This is a genomic window from Halodesulfovibrio sp. (assembly GCF_015482765.1).
In the GTDB taxonomy this organism is placed as follows: Bacteria; Desulfobacterota; Desulfovibrionia; order Desulfovibrionales; family Desulfovibrionaceae; genus Halodesulfovibrio.
The window spans coordinates 1-18661 of sequence record NZ_JADMLB010000010.1; the positions used below are offsets into that span (position 1 = coordinate 1).

The 18661-nt window shown below is 46.5% G+C and carries 18 protein-coding genes; 13 read left to right on the forward strand and 5 right to left on the reverse strand.

What is annotated here, in order from left to right; all coding sequences use genetic code 11:
• From lpxD to QZY95_RS01280, 7 genes are all read left to right on the forward strand, one after another.
• Positions 1–868, forward strand: an 868-nt coding sequence (lpxD, locus tag QZY95_RS01250) for a UDP-3-O-(3-hydroxymyristoyl)glucosamine N-acyltransferase (protein WP_290918273.1), incomplete at its 5' end; no start/stop codon positions are given.
• 13 nt (positions 869–881) lie between these two features.
• Positions 882–1346, forward strand: coding sequence for a 3-hydroxyacyl-ACP dehydratase FabZ (gene fabZ / locus QZY95_RS01255; RefSeq protein ID WP_290918276.1), 465 nt, complete (start codon positions 882–884; stop codon positions 1344–1346).
• Position 1347: 1 nt separating this feature from the next.
• Positions 1348–2139: an acyl-ACP--UDP-N-acetylglucosamine O-acyltransferase gene (gene lpxA / locus QZY95_RS01260; RefSeq protein ID WP_290918280.1), complete on the forward strand. Its 792-nt coding sequence runs from the start codon at positions 1348–1350 to the stop codon at positions 2137–2139.
• Between the two features lie 77 nt (positions 2140–2216).
• Positions 2217–3053, forward strand: coding sequence for a UDP-2,3-diacylglucosamine diphosphatase LpxI (gene lpxI / locus QZY95_RS01265; RefSeq protein WP_290918282.1), 837 nt, complete (start codon positions 2217–2219; stop codon positions 3051–3053).
• Positions 3054–3219: 166 nt separating this feature from the next.
• Positions 3220–4023, forward strand: coding sequence for a hydroxyethylthiazole kinase (gene thiM, locus QZY95_RS01270; RefSeq protein WP_290918285.1), 804 nt, complete (start codon positions 3220–3222; stop codon positions 4021–4023).
• The gene (thiE, locus tag QZY95_RS01275) at positions 4023–4652 is read left to right on the forward strand and encodes a thiamine phosphate synthase (protein ID WP_290918288.1); all 630 of its coding nucleotides are present in this window, start codon (positions 4023–4025) and stop codon (positions 4650–4652) included. The genes thiM and thiE overlap by 1 nt, the downstream gene beginning before the upstream one ends.
• 45 nt (positions 4653–4697) lie before the next feature.
• Positions 4698–5012 (forward strand): NifB/NifX family molybdenum-iron cluster-binding protein, encoded by a 315-nt coding sequence (locus QZY95_RS01280; protein ID WP_290918291.1) that lies wholly within the window; start codon positions 4698–4700, stop codon positions 5010–5012.
• Between the two features lie 68 nt (positions 5013–5080).
• On the opposite strand, the gene QZY95_RS01285 is transcribed toward QZY95_RS01280, so the two are convergent.
• Together QZY95_RS01285 and QZY95_RS01290 are read right to left on the reverse strand one after the other, a co-directional pair.
• Complete coding sequence (locus tag QZY95_RS01285) at positions 5081–6943, reverse strand: sigma 54-interacting transcriptional regulator (protein WP_290918294.1); 1863 nt, start codon at positions 6941–6943, stop codon at positions 5081–5083.
• A gap of 298 nt (positions 6944–7241) precedes the next feature.
• Entirely contained in the window at positions 7242–8369 is a 1128-nt protein-coding gene (locus QZY95_RS01290) for an aminotransferase class I/II-fold pyridoxal phosphate-dependent enzyme (RefSeq protein ID WP_290918297.1), read from the reverse strand.
• A 203-nt stretch (positions 8370–8572) separates the two neighbouring features.
• On the opposite strand from QZY95_RS01290, the gene QZY95_RS01295 reads away from it, so the two are divergent.
• From QZY95_RS01295 to QZY95_RS01315, 5 genes are all read left to right on the forward strand, one after another.
• Positions 8573–10006: a sigma-54 dependent transcriptional regulator gene (locus QZY95_RS01295; RefSeq protein ID WP_290918300.1), complete on the forward strand. Its 1434-nt coding sequence runs from the start codon at positions 8573–8575 to the stop codon at positions 10004–10006.
• A gap of 167 nt (positions 10007–10173) precedes the next feature.
• The gene (locus QZY95_RS01300) at positions 10174–12105 is read left to right on the forward strand and encodes an aconitate hydratase (RefSeq protein ID WP_290918303.1); all 1932 of its coding nucleotides are present in this window, start codon (positions 10174–10176) and stop codon (positions 12103–12105) included.
• Between the two features lie 41 nt (positions 12106–12146).
• Positions 12147–14033, forward strand: a complete 1887-nt coding sequence (locus QZY95_RS01305; protein ID WP_290918305.1) for a peptidylprolyl isomerase — start codon at positions 12147–12149, stop codon at positions 14031–14033.
• A gap of 130 nt (positions 14034–14163) precedes the next feature.
• Positions 14164–14409: a DUF2188 domain-containing protein gene (locus tag QZY95_RS01310; RefSeq protein ID WP_290918307.1), complete on the forward strand. Its 246-nt coding sequence runs from the start codon at positions 14164–14166 to the stop codon at positions 14407–14409.
• Positions 14410–14619: 210 nt separating this feature from the next.
• Positions 14620–14832, forward strand: coding sequence for a hypothetical protein (locus tag QZY95_RS01315; RefSeq protein ID WP_290918309.1), 213 nt, complete (start codon positions 14620–14622; stop codon positions 14830–14832).
• Positions 14833–14876: 44 nt separating this feature from the next.
• Here the strand turns inward: QZY95_RS01315 and QZY95_RS01320 are convergent, their stop codons facing one another.
• The 3 genes from QZY95_RS01320 to QZY95_RS01330 form a co-directional block, all read right to left on the reverse strand.
• The gene (locus QZY95_RS01320; protein WP_290918311.1) at positions 14877–15989 is read right to left on the reverse strand and encodes an FAD-dependent oxidoreductase; all 1113 of its coding nucleotides are present in this window, start codon (positions 15987–15989) and stop codon (positions 14877–14879) included.
• 16 nt (positions 15990–16005) lie between these two features.
• Complete coding sequence (locus tag QZY95_RS01325) at positions 16006–16827, reverse strand: rhodanese-like domain-containing protein (RefSeq protein ID WP_290918314.1); 822 nt, start codon at positions 16825–16827, stop codon at positions 16006–16008.
• Positions 16828–16937: 110 nt separating this feature from the next.
• A complete protein-coding gene (locus QZY95_RS01330) occupies positions 16938–17588 on the reverse strand; it encodes a peroxiredoxin (protein WP_290918317.1) in 651 nt (216 codons plus the stop codon).
• A 164-nt stretch (positions 17589–17752) separates the two neighbouring features.
• Here QZY95_RS01330 and QZY95_RS01335 point away from each other — a divergent pair, with 164 nt between their 5' ends.
• Entirely contained in the window at positions 17753–18649 is an 897-nt protein-coding gene (locus QZY95_RS01335) for a sensor domain-containing diguanylate cyclase (protein ID WP_290918319.1), read from the forward strand.
• Positions 18650–18661 lie beyond the last annotated feature (12 nt).

An 18661-nucleotide genomic window follows, 5' to 3' on the forward strand; every position in this document is an offset into this window, starting at 1 on the left:
AGAAACTAAAGCTGGTGCAGTTGTTTGTACTGCCGATCAGGCAGAGAATGTTCAGCGCGCGCTTATTAGTGAAAACCCGTATTTTGACTTTGCTCGTTGTGTTGCCGTTTTTGCCAAACCGCAAGGTGAAATGAAGGGTATTTCTGAACTCGCGTTCATTGATCCTACAGCAACAGTTGCTGATGATGTGACCGTGTACCCGCATGCCTTTATCGGCCCGCGTGCTACTATCGGTTCCGGCACTGTGATCTTCCCGGGTTGCTATATCGGGGAAGATTCTGTTGTTGGTTCGGACTGCATTCTTTACCCGAATGTTGTTCTCATGGCAGAAACTACCCTTGGTGATGACTGCATTTTACATGCAGGCGTTGTGCTGGGTGCTGATGGATTCGGCTTTGCTCCTACTGAATACGGAGTACAGAAAATCCCTCAGATCGGCACTGTAACTATCGGTAGCGATGTTGAAATTGGTGCGAATTCCACCATCGACCGCGCTGTTCTCGGATCTACTTCCGTGGGCGACGCAACCAAAATTGATAATCTTGTTATGCTCGGGCATAATGTTGAAATGGGCAGCAACTGCCTTATTGTGTCACAGGTAGGTATTTCCGGTTCAACCAAAGTAGGTAACGGAGTTGTCATGGCAGGGCAGGCTGGTATTGCCGGTCACCTGAATATTGGCGACGGTGCTACTGTCGGTCCGAAAACCGGAGTCGGGAAAGATATACCAGCCGGAGTAACAATGGCTGGTATGCCGGCGATGGAAAAGGGGATATTCATGCGTCATACCACTCTTTCTCCGAAAATTCCTGACCTGTTTAAACGAGTAAAACAGCTTGAAAAAGAAATCGAAGCGTTGAAAAAATAGAGGTACACAAATAATGACCGCCACCGAACAGAACATATTGGATATTCGTCAGATTCTTGAAATGCTTCCGCACAGATATCCGTTTTTGCTTGTTGACCGCGTAGAAAACTACGTTCCGTTTAAATCTATTGATGCGTACAAAAACGTGACCATGAACGAGCCGTTTTTCCAAGGGCACTTCCCAGGCGTTCCGGTAATGCCGGGTGTTCTTATTATGGAAGCACTCGCTCAAGCTGGTGGACTGCTTGTAATGAAAAGTACTGATATGCCACTTGAAAACAAGCTGTTCCTCTTTACCGGTATGGAAAAAGTTCGTTTTCGTAGACCGGTATATCCTGGTGACAAGCTCGAGCTGAAGTGTCTTCTGCTTCGCCACAAGTTGAAGTTGTGGAAAATGGAAGGCAAAGCATATGTTAATGGTGTGCTTGCTGCAGAAGCAGAAATGACAGCTGCTATCATGGATAAGGAGGATATGTAGCGTGGCTACTGAAGTTCATCCTTCCGCCTTTGTTTCGCCTAAAGCGGAGCTGGGTGAAGGAGTTGTCGTAGGTCCGTGTGCTGTTGTTGAAGATGATGTTATCATCGGCGACGGTACCAGAATCGACGCATTTGCATCTGTTAAGCAGCATACTCATATGGGGAAGAACAACCATGTTCACTCATATGCAGCTGTTGGTGGTGTGCCTCAGGACCTCAAATTTCATGGTGAAGTAAGCTGGTTGAAAATCGGCGATAACAACAGCATCCGTGAATTTGCGACCCTGCATCGTGGTACTGAAGAGGGCGGTTTTGAAACCGTAGTCGGCAGTAACAACCTTTTTATGGCGTATACACACGTTGCTCATGACTGCATGCTTGGTGACAACATCATTATGTCTAACAACGCAACTCTTGCGGGACATGTTGAAGTTGCTGACAATGCTATTCTTGCAGGCCTGTCTGCTGTGCATCAGTTTGTCCGTATTGGACAGCACGCTTTTGTTGGCGGCATGTCCGGAATTGGACAGGATTTGCCTCCATACATGCTTGCAACAGGTAACCGTGCGGGTGTGTTTGGTCCTAACCTTGTAGGACTGCGCCGTTTGAAAGCTTCCCGCGACGTTATCCGTGCGCTTAAAAATGCGTATAAACTTATCTGGCATTCATCCACACCTCGTAAAGAGGCGTTGGAGCAGCTTGAATATGAATTCGGCAACTTTGCTGAAGTTCTCGAATTTGTTGATTTTGTACGTAAAAGCGAGCGTGGTATTCTTCAGGCGCATAGCGATTAGCTTGCACTGTTGAACTAAAAGATAAAGAAGGGAGGTGTAGTGCCTTCCTTCTTTTTTAGTATATGGAGCAAAACAATATGGCAGCATTACAGGAACGAATTGGGATTATTGCTGGTGCAGGACAATTTCCTGAGCTTGTAGCCCAAGGCGCCCGTAACGATGGGCTTGGTGTTGTTATGTGTGGATTTGTGGGACATACAGATCCTGCAATTGAAAAGTATGCGGATGAATTCGAAATGCTTCATCTTGGTGCTCTTTCAAAATTGATTCAATATTTTAAGAAGAACGGCGTGCAGCGCGTATGTTTTGCCGGTGCAATCAACAAGCCGAAAGCGCTTGATGTGCGACCTGATTTACGCGCGGCTAAAGTACTGTTTAAAGTTCGCTCCAAAGGGGATGATGTTCTTCTGCGCGGTGTGCTTGACGAGCTTGAGTCTGAAGGGCTGCAAATAGTGCAGGCAGCAGAGCTGGTTCCCAACCTCCGTGGGCCTGCCGGGGTTCTGACGAAGAAGAAACTCACCGACAAGCAGCGCGAGACGTTGGCATACGGTATTCCTATCGGAGAAAAAGTCGGTAGTATGGATATCGGACAGTGCATTGTTGTGCGTGAGCATATGGTTATTGCAGTTGAGTGTCTGGAAGGAACGGATGCAACAATTAAACGCGGTGCTGAGCTTGGTGGTAAGGGCTGTATTGCGATTAAATTACTGAAACCAAATCAGGACGAACGCATTGACCTTCCGGCTCTTGGGTTGAATACTATTCAAAATTTGGTAGATGGCGGATATTCCTGCCTTGCTTACTACGCTGGTAAGACACTCTTTTTTGATAGAGAAGAGGCTATTGCTCTTGCTAATGAGCACAATATCGCAATCGTCGGTGTTGATGAGGCTTTTGTTACAAGTTTGCAGTAGATAATGTCTACTTTTACAGTTCCTTGACGGAACAGGGAGTGTACTATGTCATTCTGATAGTGTACACTGTCTGTTCCGTTTTTTATTTGCAATATAGTATCTTACGCGTAGAGTATGACTTATTCTACACGTGTGAGACACATAACGTCATTGAGGAAGGTGCACTATGATTTCACGTAATACAGTTTGGGATAATATAGATAAAGTGCGTGGCAGCGGACCGGTCGTCCATAGCATTACGAACTATGTTGTCATGAATTCTACCGCTAATGCTCTTTTAAGTGCGGGCGCCTCACCAATAATGGCTCATGCAAAAGAGGAACTGGAAGAGCTGGTAATTTTATCCGGTGCTCTTGTTTTAAATATCGGGACGTTAAGCCCTGCATGGATTGAGAGTATGCGCTTAGGTGCTTCTATTGCTGCTGCAAACTACAAGCCTGTGGTTCTTGATCCTGTTGGTGCCGGTGCTTCCAAATTACGCACAAGCACCTCTCTTTCCTTATTGGAAGAGGGCGGAATTTCACTTGTTCGTGGCAATGCCTCTGAGATTATGGCACTTGCAGGTACCGGTGCCGCAACTCGCGGTGTTGATTCCTGTAATGATACAAGTGAAGCAGAGAAGAGCGCTAAAACTCTCGCAAAAAAATACAGATGTATTGTTGCTGTTTCCGGGTGTATTGATGTTGTAACAGATGGCGATACCGTCTACCATATTACAGGCGGTAGTGAATACATGCCGCTGGTAACAGGTATGGGATGTATCGCGACCGCTATCTGCGGTGCACATCTTGCGATTTGTGAAGATAGATTTGCTGCGGCAGTTTCTGCAATGGGCTGTATGGCTGCTGCAGGTGGAGTTGCGGAACTTGCATCCAATGGTCCCGGCTCATTTGCCGTGCAGTTTATTGATGCACTTCATAATGTTACTGAAAACGACATAAACAGACTTGTCGAAGTGAGGGTTGTGTAATGAGGCAACGTGCAGATTTCTCACTTTATCTGGTAACAGATAGTAGCCGTTGTACAATGATGCCGCTTGAAGAAACTGTTGCCGCTGCTGTTCGTGGCGGCGTGACAATGGTTCAGCTGCGTGAAAAGACAATGGAAACCCGTAAATTTGTTGAATGCGCCCGTCAATTGCGTGCGTTACTTTCTCCGTTGGATATTCCTCTTATTATCAATGACCGTGTGGACATTGCGTTAGCTGTTCGAGCTGACGGTGTGCATGTTGGACAGACTGATATGCGTGTACAGGATGTGCGTGCGTTGATTGGCGGAGAAGCTATTGTCGGAATTACTGTTGAAACTCCGGAGCAGATCGAAGAAGCCAATGCGCTGGATATTGATTACATTGGGATTTCGCCTGTGTTTTCTACTCCTTCTGTACCTCGTGATGTTAAACCATGGCAGATTCCCGGAGTGCAAAAAGCAAGAAGCCTGACCAGTCTTCCGATTGTCGGTTTTGAAGGAATTACTACTGCAAATGCAGCAGAGGTTATAGCTGCAGGAGCAGATGGAGTTGCCGTTGTGTCTGCCATTTGCGGTGCATTGTCACCAAAGGATGCCGCAGAAGAATTGCGCAACGCAGCCTTTGTGTAAACAACGGGGCAGTTGAAGAACTACCTAGAGTTTTGTGAGGGGTATATGAAGATTGCTGTGGCAGCGAGAAAAAGAAACGATATGTATGTAGTAGAGCCGGTGTTTGGTCGTGCCGACATGTTTGTTATCGTTGAAAAAGGCGGTGATGCACGTGTTGTTCAGGAAAATCCTTACAGGGATGATCCAGAGGCGGCAGGGCGAAAGGTGGCTCAGTGGCTTATTAAAGAAGGCGTAAACACTGTGCTTTGTGGTGACGTGGGCGCTAAAACTCGTTTGTACCTGAGTGAAGGCGGTATTTTTTCCGGCATCGGGTATGACGGGACAGTGGATGATGCATTGAAAAGGTACTTTGCGTCATAGTGAGCCAAGCATACATTTTTTAGAGAACAAAAGTAGAGCGACACACCGGTAACGATGTGTCGCTTTTTTTATTGTTTTTCAATTTTCAGCTTCTGCATGCGCGATCGGAGTGTAGTTGGTTTGATTCCTAACAACTCGGCTGCGCCTCCATTTCCTTGAACCCGCCAGTTTGTTGCTTCAAGTGCCTGAACAATATTTTCCCGTTGCATTGCACTCCATTCGGCCTCGGTAATAATATCCTGAGGGCGTGGCGGTGCTGCGGGAGGCTGAGCTGGTGACTGTGCAGAGGAGTAGGCATGTACATTCATCTCCTGCGGTGGCGTAGCATGGCTGTTATCTTGAATGTAAAATTCCATGCTGCCGCTATGGGACATAATGACTGCACGTTCGACGACGTTTTGCAGTTCCCTCACGTTTCCCGGCCAGTCGTATGCTTGCAGCTTTTCAACGTGATGCGGCTTGAGCCGAGGAGGAGTGATCTTCATGCGTTCCGCTGCAAGGCTTATAAAGTGCCTTGCAAGCAGTGGAATATCGTTACGGCGCTCTCGAAGGGGTGGAACGTTGATTGGAAAGACTGAAAGTCTAAAGTATAAATCCTGTCGGAATCGTCCGGCGGCGACTTCTTTAGTAAGGTCTTTGTTGGTTGCTGCGATAATTCGTACGTTCACTTTTCTGGAGCGTTCATCACCTACAGGTTCAAAGGTGCCTTCCTGTAATACCCGTAGCAGTTTTCCCTGAAGTTCTAGTGGGATTTCTCCAACTTCATCAAGGAAGAGAGTGCCGCCGTCTGCCATTTGGAAACGACCGACCCTGTCGCGGATTGCTCCGGTGAATGATCCTTTTACATGACCGAAGAATTCACTTTCAAAAAGTTCATGCGGAATGGCAGAACAGTTAACGCGCACAAATGCATTTTGGTTTCGTGGCGAACGGTTGTGAATTGCTCCCGCGAGGAGCTCTTTACCGGTACCGGATTCACCGAGAAGAAGTACGCTGGCATCTGTTGGAGAAACAACTTCAATTTGCTCCATCACATGGACAAGTGTGTCAGAATCTCCAATCAGGTTGTCATCAAGACGTTTCTCTTGAACCGCACGACGCAGTAATTCGTTTTCCAACTCCAATTCACCACGTAGCTTTTGAATTTCTTCAAAGGCAACCGCGTTGACCAGTGCTCGAGCTACGGTGTCTGCAAAAATTTTATGCATTTTTTGATGCATGGAATGGAGCTGCGCAAAAGGACCAACCATAGGGCGGTCATAAAACGTTGATAAGATGCCAAGGAATTCGTCGTTGTACATGACTGGAAAAGAGGAATACGCATAATATCCTTCGTCAATTGCCCAGCTGGGGCGGCTCCAGTCTTCAGGTGAAGAGCCTATGGATGGAATTCCTTTACGGCATGAATCGAAAATTGGTTCTGTAACGGGCACGAGATCATATGTCCCCAGAGCGTGTGTCCAATCAGAAGGAGAACGGTCATTAACACCAGAGAAGGCTACGAGTTTTAACATTGATTCGGCAGAAGGGTGCGGTGTTACAATATCTGCCATTTTTTGTGTTGGACGTAACCAAAAAGCCCCCATTGTTACATGGGTTCCCTTGTAGCCAGTGCTTGCCCGCTCGATGATTTTAGAAGGGTCACGTTCATGGGCAACAGAAAGCATGAGGTCTAGAAATGGTGTGATGTCCAGAGAGTTAAGCTTGGTCTGCAGGCGCTTATAGCTTTTAGGATGCTTTTGTACCGGTTCCTGATGCTCTATAGGCTCAGAGGGCAGAGGGAAAGGTTCCTGCTTTGAATCTTCAGGAAGTGGATAATCGCTGATGGTCACATCTCGACCTGAAAAGGTAGTGCAAAAGACACGCTCTGTTCTTTTTGAAGTCTTTTGCGTATCGCTTTTGCTATGTAACTTGTTGTCAGATGGTGCCATTATTTCCCCTCGCTCCATTATTTCGTTACGAAAAATCGTAATCAACGAAATTTCGTAACCCACTCAAGAGTGAGCGTCAACGGAAAAGTGTTGGTATTCGCCGGATTGCCCTGAACACCGTTTTTGGCACAGGTTGTGCTACTATGAAAACAAAAGAACGGTATATACCGCTCTTTTCGGTGTCAAGTCCGTGTGGTCCCTCGCTTCACGGAAATGATTCAGTCGCTTCATTTTTGACAAAAACCCAGTGTTCCCCTCACTGGGTTTTTGTCGTTCTATGTACTGATTTTTACAGCTTTTACGTGAGGGCTTTTTGCCACTCGTGCAGAGCTGAGATCAGCCCTTTCCATTCGTCAGGTGATTTTACCTGCATTCGTATAAATCCTTTTTCAGTGCCCGGTATATTGTCACAGAGTCGTACAAGAATCTGGCGTTGAAGCAGAAAGTCGTAGAGCTTTGCTCCGAGTTCCTTTTTTTTTAACTGACAAAATACGAAGTTTACTCCGGAGAAAATTGCGTTTGGTGCAAAGACATTTGTAGCGTGGAGTTCATCCGTGAATATTTTTCGGTAGATGCGCATTTTCGGGAGTCTTTCACGGTATCGGTGGATATTGGTAAGAAACTCAAGTCCGGCTTTTTGTGCGGAGGCTGTAACAGACCACGGCATTTTTCCCTGTTTCAGCAGGGTGATGGTTTCGGCGTCACTTGCTGCGTAGCCTAGACGCACACCGGTGCAGTAAAAAAATTTAGTGAAGCTATGCATGGTGACGATACGGGTAGCGGGTTTGCACCATGACTTGTACAGCTGTGTTGTTGTCTGCTCGTACTCCGGTTCGCCAAACATAAATTCCCTATAGGTTGAGTCTATCAATATATAAGGGCTTGAGATGGCTTGGAGGAGTTCTTTCATATTCGGATAGGTGACTGTGGCCGGATTATTAGGAGAGCACAACACCACAAGGTCGTACATATCGGAATTTTTCATGTCCTCTGTTGTAGGAATAAACCCGGATGTTACCGGACATGTGAGAACATCGTATGACTCCGCGAATATTTCGCAGGCTTTTGCATATTCTGAAAACATGGGGCCTACGAGCAGGACTTTTTTAGGCTTTATCTGTTGGAATGTCAGAAAAATTGTTTCTGTTGAGCCGTGTCCAACAAGGATATTTTCAGGTTGCATCTGCTCATGCGCGGCAATAGCGGCAGTGAGGTCTGAAGCCCATGTGTCGGGGTAATGATTGTAGTCGCTGTACGCACCCTGCTTGTTGGAAAAAAGAATATTTTCTGTTATGTCACGGCACAGGGAGTTGGCATTGCTGGAAAAATCCGCAATGTCATTCAATAATGTTCCTGTTTCCCGGGCGATGCGGAACACTTCACCCCCGTGGGCGCCTTGTTGTTTGGGTGTGTTGGAATTTGTCATAATGATAAAAATTGCTCCATGAATGCAAAGTGCAGTGTGGCAGGGAGTGCAGCACACGGATGAGGGTATACGTGAAGTGCATAGTATTTAAAAGAGGCGCTTCGAGTCTGCCAGTATAACAAGACTTTGCCAATCAGATGAATTTATGGCAGAGTTGATCGCTCTTTAACTTCTGTTTTTTTGATGTCACCATAGAGGATTGCATGTCATCAAGACGTATACTTTTTCTTGCACCGGCTACTTCGATTACTCGTATTTTCCCCCAGCTTAAAGACGCAGGTTTTGAAGTAGGGCTTGCGGAGAATTATAAAGGCGCACTCGCATTTATTGCGAAGTCCCGTCCTGATGTAATTTTTTCCCGTCCTTCTCTGTCCGGTTACTCTGTGGAAGAACTGCTTACTGCTGCTGAAGCAGACGCGGATTTTCCCTCTATTGTTGTGTTTTCTGATAAAGGAAACGCTAGCGAAGCTGAAAAATTTCTTCAAATGGGTGCCCACGACTATTGGCTTGAACCGCTGCTTTTTGAAAAAATTTGCGCGGCTATTCCAGAATCTGGAAAGAAGCCTAAAGCCGTTCCGCCCACCTCTACCCTTGGCGGAAATAAAGCCGCTGTTCCAGTAACGGAAAAAGGACCGACAATTATCGGTTCCAACCGTGCTATGCAGCGCGTTCTTGCGCTTGCACGGCAGGTTGCACCGTCTAAAGCGACGGTTTTGATCTCCGGTGAATCCGGTACTGGTAAAGAAATGTTCTCACGGTATCTGCATGCGCATTCTGACCGTGCGAATAATCCTTTTATTGCAGTGAACTGCGCGGCATTACCGGAACACTTGCTAGAAAGCGAACTTTTCGGGCATGAAAAGGGTTCGTTTACCGGTGCTATTTCCCGTAAGCTCGGTAAATTTGAACTGGCGCATTCCGGTACAATTCTGCTTGATGAGATTTCAGAAATGGATCTTGCATTGCAGGCCAAGTTATTGCGTGTTCTTCAGGAAGGTGAACTTGATCGTGTAGGCGGGACTGAAACTATTAAGGTTGATGTCCGTGTACTTGCTACAACAAACCGTCATCTTGAGGAATGGGTAAAGGAAGGACAGTTCCGTCAGGACTTATACTTCCGCCTGAATGTTATTCCGTTAAAATTACCGGCACTTGCAGAGCGCGGAGATGACGTTATAGAGCTCGCTCGTTTCTTCATCGATATGTATACGAAAGAGTATGCGCTGCCGCCTGCACAAATTTCTTCTGAAGCTGTTTCATGGCTGACGACCTATAATTGGCCCGGTAACGTTCGTGAATTGCAGAACCTTATGGAACGCGCCGTGTTGCTGGCTGCCGGAAGTGTGATTGAACCATGTCACTTCCTGCTTGATCCGGACAACTGGCCGCTGTTTGAAGAAGACAGCGCTGAAGAGTGTTCCGCAACCGGCACTGATGCTGAATGCCTCAACAACGATTGCAGCAACTTCAGCGGCAGTGTTATCCCAATTCACGAAATGGAACGTATACTTATTTTAAAAGGCTTGGAACAGACATCGGGCAACCGTACGCAGGCAGCTGACCTGCTCGGGATTTCTGTTCGAACCTTGCGAAACAAACTGAATGAGTACCGTAGTCAAGGATTGGAAATTCCTTAGACAAGAGAGCGCACACTCAACGTACTGACAGGGGATGGATTCGTTGTTCTTCGCAGATAGGTGTGCACGTACACCGGATGCCGGTGTACTGCGGCATATCGTATGTGACCAACAATATCGTTTGAACAATGGGTAGACGGCTACCCGTAGCGAAAGAGGGACAAAGGATGCCACAGAACGTAACACAAAAGATTATTGCCGGACATCTGGTCTCCGGAACAATGAGTGCGGGCAGCGAAATTGAGCTGCGAATTGACCAGACTCTGACGCAGGATGCTACTGGAACAATGGCATGTCTGCAGTTTGAAGCATTAGGTGTAGACCGTGTTAAGACAGACCTTTCTGTAAGTTATGTTGACCATAACACGTTGCAGATGGGCTTTAGAAACCCCGATGATCACCGCTATCTTAAAACTGTTGCAGAAAAATACGGTATTGTATTTTCTCCTGCCGGTACCGGTATCTGTCACCAGCTTCATCTTGAAAATTTCGGTAAACCGGGTGCAACTCTGGTTGGCTCTGACAGCCATACACCAACTGCCGGCGGCTTAGGTTCCCTTGCAATGGGAGCTGGAGGCTTGTCTGTTGCGTTGGCAATGGCTGGTGAACCATACACCATTACCATGCCAAAAGTTGTTCGTGTCTATCTTGAAGGCGAACTGACTGGCTGGGCATCTGCAAAAGATGTTATTTTGCACTTACTGGGCAAGCTCACTGTAAAAGGCGGCGTTGGTAAAGTCTTTGAATTTGCCGGCCCCGGTGTTGCTTCCCTCTCTGTCCCTGAACGTGCAGTTATCACGAATATGGGGGCTGAACTCGGCGCTACTACTTCTATCTTCCCGAGTGATGAAAATACACGTGAATTCCTTACCCGCATGGGACGTCCTGAAGACTGGACTAAACTTATTGCGGATGAAGGTGCTGAGTACGACGAAGAAATTCGCATTACACTGAACGATCTTGAGCCGCTTGTTGCTAAACCGCACATGCCGGATCAGGTTGTTACTGTAGCCAGCCTTGCTGGTACCAAAGTCAGTCAGGTAGCTATCGGCTCCTGTACGAACTCTTCCTATGCAGACCTTGCTTCTGTTGCCAAGTTGTTTGCAGGGAAGCATGTTAAATTTGAAACTGATACGCTGATCAGCCCCGGCTCCAAGCAGGTGTTGAAAATGCTGACTCGCGAGGGCCTGCTCGAGAATATTATCGATTCCGGCGCGCGCCTTTTAGAGTGTTCATGCGGCCCTTGTATCGGAATGGGCGGTTCCCCTGTTTCAGAAGGTGTGTCTGTACGTACCTTTAATAGAAACTTTGAAGGACGTTCCGGCACAAAGGATGCGCAGGTGTTCCTTGTGAGCCCATTGACTGCGGCAATGGCTGCATTACATGGTGAGTTCACAGATCCTGCGACTTGGGGCGAAGCTCCGGAGATTCCTGAACTGCCTAAATCTATCCCGTCTATTAGGGACTTGTTTATCTTCCCGCCTGAAGATGGTTCGAATGTTGAAGTTGTGCGCGGGCCGAATATTGTGCCGCTTGAACAATTCGCAGCTGTTGAAGCAGACATTGATGCCAATGTTCTGATTGTAGCGGATGATAATATTACCACTGACCATATTATGCCTGCCGGTGCTGTGATTACAGCTTTGCGTTCTAATGTACCGGCGATCAGTGAACATGTATTTGAACGAATGGATGCTTCATTTGCCAGCCGTGCACGCGGCACCGAAAACGGTGTTATTGTTGCCGGCGAAAACTATGGTCAGGGTTCTTCTCGAGAACATGCAGCACTTGCACCGCGCCATTTAGGTGTTCGTGCTGTTGTAGCTAAATCTTTTGCGCGCATTCACCGTGCAAACCTTGTTAACTTCGGCATCCTTCCGCTTATGCTGGTGGATAAAGAAGCGTACGCAGAGTTTGTACAGGAAGAGGCCATTACGATTCCTGCACTTGCCCTTGCAGCGGGTGAGCCGGTTGAACTGGTGCTTTCTTCCGGAAAGCGTGTAGCTGTTACAAACGATTTGACGCAAAAAGAACTGGATATAATTAGAGCAGGGGGTCTGCTCAATTACATCCGATTCTCTAAAAGGCGTGAAGCCTAGGCGTGGGCTTTACCATATCCTCACAGAAAAGGATGTAACGTATGTTGGATTCCATTCGGCAAAATTCCCAATCCTGGGGTGTTAAACTTGCCTTTGCCCTCATTGTAGTAGTTTTTGTGTTCTGGGGTGTTGGCTCCATGAACGGCCCTTCAAACTCTGCCGTGATGGCTACTGTAAATGATACAGCAATCATGATGCCTGAGTTCAGACAAGCTTATGAACTCCAGATCAGTGCTATCAAGAACCGTTTTCCGGGTATTGACGAGTCTCAGTTTAAACAATTGGGAATTGGCCAGCAGGTATTGCAGGGGCTTATTGCCCGTACTCTCCTGCTTCAGGAAGCAGAACGACTTGGTATGACTGTGACTCCTGTTGAATTAAAAACAGAAATCGCATCTATTCCTGTATTCCAGAATGCTCAGGGTGAGTTTGATCCTGAAGTGTACAAGCAGACGCTTGCTGCACAGGGAATGTCTGCCGGTAGCTTTGAACGTCAGTTCAAGGAAGATCTTTTAACTAAAAAAGTTCGCGAGAATGCAGTGATCTCTGCAAGTGTTTCTGATGAAGAAGCTCGTGAAGCGTTTGTATATGCCAGCGAAAAACGTTCCATGGATTACCTTATGTACTCCGCAGTGGACTATTTCAAAAAAGCGGCTGTTACTGACGAAGAGATTAAAGCATTCTACGATACAAATATTAGCCGTTACGCTGTTCCGGCTCAGGTATCTATCAAGTACCTTGCGCTTACTCCTGAAGGACTTGCAAGTACTGTCGCTGTTGATGAAGCAGAAGCGGAAGCATACTTCGCAGATAATAAAGAAGCCTTCCGTAAAAATGAGCAGGCTGACGCAAGTCATATTCTTATCAAACTTGATGAGAATGCATCTGCTGAAGATGTTGCTGCTGCAACCAAGAAGATTGAAAAAGTACTGAAGCAAGCGCGAAGCGGTAAAGACTTTGCTAAACTTGCACAGAAATACTCTGAAGGCCCTACCGCACCAACCGGTGGCGCGCTTGGCGTGTTTACACGCGGCCAGATGGTAAAGCCGTTTGAAGATGTTGTTTTCTCAATGAAAGACGGTGAAATTTCTGATCCTGTACGCACAAGCTTTGGGTTGCACATCATCAAGCTGAACAAACTTGAGCAGGCTCGCGTTCCTTCTTTTGAAGAAGTGAAAGGTCAGATTATGACCAAACTTGCTCAGGAACGAGCAGCTGATAAAGTGACTGCAACTCTTGATACTGTAATGGAGCAGATGCTTTCCGGTAAGTCTCTTGAAGATATTGCCAAAGAGCAGAAGCTTACACTTGAAACCTCTCCTGAGTTTTCTCGTGAACAGGCTCCAGTTGCGGTGGGTATTACCAAAGAAGCAGCTGAAGAGCTGTTCTCTGTTCCTTCCGGAACAACTGTGGATACCCCGCTTGAAGCAAAAGACGGCTACATTGTAGCTCGCGTAGAACGTTCTAAGCCGGAATCCAGCATGCCGCTTGAGCAGGTTTCTGCTTCTATTAAAGAGCAGCTTATTGCAGAGAAATCCATCGAGCTTGCATACGATGCAGCGAAAGCTTCTTCTGAAAAAGTTCTTGCTGACGACCTTAAAGGTCAGCCGGAAGTTCAGACCACTCCGTTTGTTGCACGTCAGGGCTTTATCCCTGGTATCGGCGCTGCTGAAGAAGTGACTAAAGCAGTATTTGCAGCTGATGGTAAAAAGTGGTTGGGACCATACAAAACTCAGACTGGCGCTGTGTTTGTGCGCTTGAATGAAGTAGATCAGCCTTCTGAAAAAGCTTGGCTTGAAGCAAAAGATGAAGTGCATAAAGCACTTCTTCAGCGCAAAAAGCAGCAGATGGAACAGAGCTTTGTGAAATCCCTTGCGGATAAAGCAGAGATTGTTATTAAGAACAACGAGCTTCTTGATAAGCTGTAATCCGTTACAGCCTTACTGATTGCAAGAGCCCCTCATTATGAGGGGCTTTTTTTGTGTTCCGATTCCTAACTGGTGCAGTTGTATATTCCTGTGCTATGGTAAAAGTGAAAAGGAGTAGTAAGGAGATGCGATGAAGCGAACAACGTTTTTTGTCCGTTCATATGGCGGCAAATGGAAAGTTAAAAAAGAAGGAAAAGAGTACTGCGTGTGTGACACAAAACAGGAGGGAATTAGCATTGCACGTAAGCTTGCGGCAGAAGCTTCACCTGCACAAATTATTATTGAAACAAAAGATGGTACATTTCAGCAGGAATGGACGCATAAAAATAGTTCCATTTTGTTTGAAAACAAGGGGCGGGGAAAGCCATTCGATTGATACGTGAGAGTGGTTGCTGTGATACAATGGGGATACCCATATGAGGGTGTGAGATCTTTTGGTGATATTATAACGGTAAAAGCATCAAGAAGGGGTATGGTGGCTACAGGCGCAGACCATATTTTTTGAGGTGCTGTTTTGCCGGTGCTGCATAGAATCTTTCAGGTGGTGTTGGTGTGAGAGGCAACATCACGACTTAAGGAGGTATGCATGGAAACCAAATATTGTATCTGTATTAAAAAAATGGCCAGTGGAGATCATGAGGTCCATGCAGAAGGGTGTGTGTGGTGCCAAGAAGATGATCAGTTGAAAACTGTTGGCGAGTTCGAAACTCCTGAAGAGGCTCTGGAGTCGGCAAAGAAAATTTTTCCAGATGCCAACGGCTGCCACTGTTGCATGCCTGAGCAATATCATCTGCCATAAAAAAGTATGCTCCCCTTACCGGATGGATAAGGGGAGCATTTTGTTTACTTGTCGTATTCCGGTTTGAATACGTCGATGAATTTTGAGTCGATGTAGTCCTTGATGGCAAAGGCTGTGCGTCCGTTAAAGCTGAAGCCGAACTTATGCAGCACGCCTGTGTTTTTACCGGTATTGAATATGAGTAAGTAGTCTCCGCCTGGGTTGAATTCATGAAGCGGTTCGTTGCTCATGCGCGCCATAACATTTTCATAGAGTACTAGGTTTTGGCGAACAGCGTAAACTCCCACTTTATCCAATGGTTGCGGTTCGTACCAGATGCAGTCGCCACCGCCGAAGATATTGTCATATTTAGGGCTTTGCAGGTATTTGTTTACCAGCATCCCGCCATCGTTACCTGCCGGAATTCCGGATGGTTCAAATAAAGGACGCGGGCGGACGCCCATGGCGACAAAAATGATATCTTCGTCATAGGTTTTGCCGTCTTTCAGGGTAATCTGACCCGTTGAAATTTTATCAACGTATTCCCCGCCGATAAATTCTACACCGTGCTTTTTGAGAACATTTTTTGAAAGGGTTCGCACCCGTTCCGGTGCCTGTTTCATAAAACTTTTTCCGTGGAACAACCGGACGGTGGCATTGGCTCCTGCTTCTTCAGCTGCTGCCAGTGCGTTTCCTGCAACTTCAACTCCCGCAGGACCGCCTCCGACGACACCGATTTGGAGTGTCTCTTGTTTTGCCAGTTCAAAAATACGGTTTCTACCCTCTAAAAGTTTTTCGATGGGTTTTACCGTGAAGATATCTTTTGCATCCGGTTCAACTGGATCATTTACTATTGAACTTCCTGTATTGAACGACGCCACATCATAAGGAATTTCTTTCCCTGATTTGAGCTTGATATACTGTTTTTCCGGATCAATCGCCACGCAGCTGTCTACGTGGAATGTTGCTCCCTGCTCTTCACACATGCGTTGAACGGGGAAGCTGATATCTTGAGGAGAGTATGTTCCCCCAAGCATACCCGGCCCCATTCCGGAATAGTAGTGGCGTTCGCCCGGACCTATGACGTCAACAGAGTGTCCCTGATCAATAAACTTCTTGATGTTAGCCATAAGGGTCATGTGAGCGTGACCGGCGCCTACAAGTGCAAGTTTTGCCATGAGGAACTCCTTTTCTTTAAGAAGCGTATAGGGAGTCCATAACAGCAGCCAGACTGTTGAGATGGGCTTTTTCTTCTGAGGAAATTTGCAGCAATGCCTTTTGGGTTGCAGCGTCCGGAGCTTTTTCTGATGCCCGCATGTAAAGATCCATTGCCTGACCTTCTACAGACATTGCGAATGCGAGAATATCGAGCGGTTTTTCCATATCTGCACCAAGGCGGGAAATGTACTCTGCGGTAGTTAAGCCGCCTTCAAAAGCACCGTCTGCCTCGATGTTGTCAGGAAAGCTGTTGCCGGTCAGTTCTTCGTATTGAGTTATGACATGCTGCTTGTGCTTGTCTTCAATCGCAGCAAGTTTGGTAAAGAGAGACGCGGCTTCTTGGTTGGAAACACGTGTTGCCATATCTGCATAGAATTCCCCAAGTGCCAGTTCCATGCGGTAGGCGACAAGCAGGACTTCTTCCAATGACTCAAAACCATTGAAAAGTTCGAGGCCTTGATCGTAATCGCCGATACTTTCCCAACCTTCCCAAATGTTGAATCCGCCGGTGAGATTATACACGCTGTTAAATTCTTTACCGGAAAGTAACTGTGCTGCCACACGACTGCGTCCGCCGATAGCGCAATACACCATGACAGGATTTTTTTTATCCAGCTCGTCAAGCCTATCCAAAAGTTCTCCGAGGGGAATATGTTTAGCGCCGGCAATGTGCCCTTCGTCGTATTCGGCTGGCTGTCGGACATCTACAAGCTGAATTGTATCATCAGACCCGAGCATTGAAAGCGCATCTTCTGTTGATACAGATTTTACCGGTGTGAGAAATTGTTTCCAACGCATAATTAACCTCCCGTATGTTACTTGCAGTGTGCACCTGTGGGAAAAGAGTTTCAATGAATTAGATCAATAAAAATAAAAAAGTGAAGCCCCCCGAAGGAGGCTTGTGTGGTTTATTTTTCTTCTTTGAGTTCTTTATGGCAGAACCACCAGTCATATCCCTCGTGTGTATCGAGCCGAATTTTTGCGTCATCAACTGTCTGAGCTGGAGGAATAATTACACGATCGCCGATAAGTTCGTTTTTAGGCCAGTTCGCAGGGATAGCGACTTTGTTTCGATCTGAAGTCTGTAGTGCTCGAAGTGTGCGCAAGACTTCATCAATGTTACGTCCGATCTCTTGAGGGTAATAGAAAATTGTGCGGACAAGACCGTCCGGATCGATAAAGAAGACTGCGCGGACTGTGTTGGTTCCTTTGCCAGGGTGAACCATACCAAGTTTTTCAGCCACGTCGCCGTAATCTGCAATTACCGGGAAGGTGATTTCAACGCCGGTTTGCTCTTTGATCCATTCAATCCACTTAATGTGTGCAAAGATTTGATCCATGGAAATACCGACAAGTTTGCAATGAAGCGCTTCAAACTCATCAATGCGCTTTTGGAAACCTACAAACTCTGTGGTGCACACAGGGGTAAAGTCAGCAGGATGGCTGAACAAAATGAACCAATTTCCTTTCATGTCATCAGGAAGAGTCATTGTGCCTTGTGTTGTCTTTACCGTCAGCTGAGGAAGCGGATCACCTAAAAGGGGAAACAATGTTGTCATGACAAACTCCTAGTATAAAAGAAATAGTATGCTTATTGGTATTGCATATTATTGCCATTAAAGGCCAGTAAAAAAAGCTACAACTTCATTTTTAATATTATTTTGTTGAAATTGTGTGTAACAGGGTACCATAATGACATAATTTCTATGAGCGGGGTTTGATTATGAGTTTGTCTAAAGAGGTTTTGTTTTTCGCTGAACAGCTCTCGAGTGGTGTCATGATCTTTTCACCTGAATGCGAAGTGCTTTATACAAATCCGGTTGCACAAAATATGTGGAATCATAAAGCACATAGTGTACTTGAAGGATTTTCAACGGGAATGGGCGAGAAAAGTATTTCTCAGTATGAGCACCCTGTGATGCAGGCAATTCAATCCAATCGTTGTATTTGCCAGACACTACTGAGGAAGCGGGGAGAGGAGCAGACAATACCTCAGTGGGTAAAGATGACTGCTAACCCTATTCAGGAAGCCGGTGAGTTAAAGTATGTTGTCCTTGCCCTTGAGGATGTTACACAAAGTAAGAGTGTTTCAGATATTTTAAATTCCCGTTCGTATATGCTTGATCAGCTAGACGTGGTCGATACCATTACTGGGTTGTATAATGCCCGCTATGCACCAGTGCTGCTGGAACGCACCTTGGCTGAAGTTGTGGAGCGGCAGGGAGTGTTGAGCGTTTGTGTCTTTGATATTGATCATTTTACACGACTGAATGAAGCGAAAGGGCGAAGCTGTGGTGACGACGTTCTCCGGTATCTTTCTGCGTTACTAGGGCAGCATATGCGGGAAGGGGATGTAATGGCACGTACCGGAGGCGGAGAGTTTTTAGTATTGTTGCCGGATTGTGAAGCTAAAGAGGCGCTTGCTCGCATGGAAGCCTTTGGTGAGCAGCTTCGGACGGCAGCATTGTCCTGTATTGTCCGCCCTATTACGGTAAGTGGCGGAATTGCAGAATTGGCAGACGGAGAAAAAGGAGCTCAACTTGTTGAGCGTGCTGACAGTCTGCTTTATCTTGCCAAGTTGGACGGACGCGATAAATTTTTGACAGAAGATGTTGTCTAAAGAGTACTTACG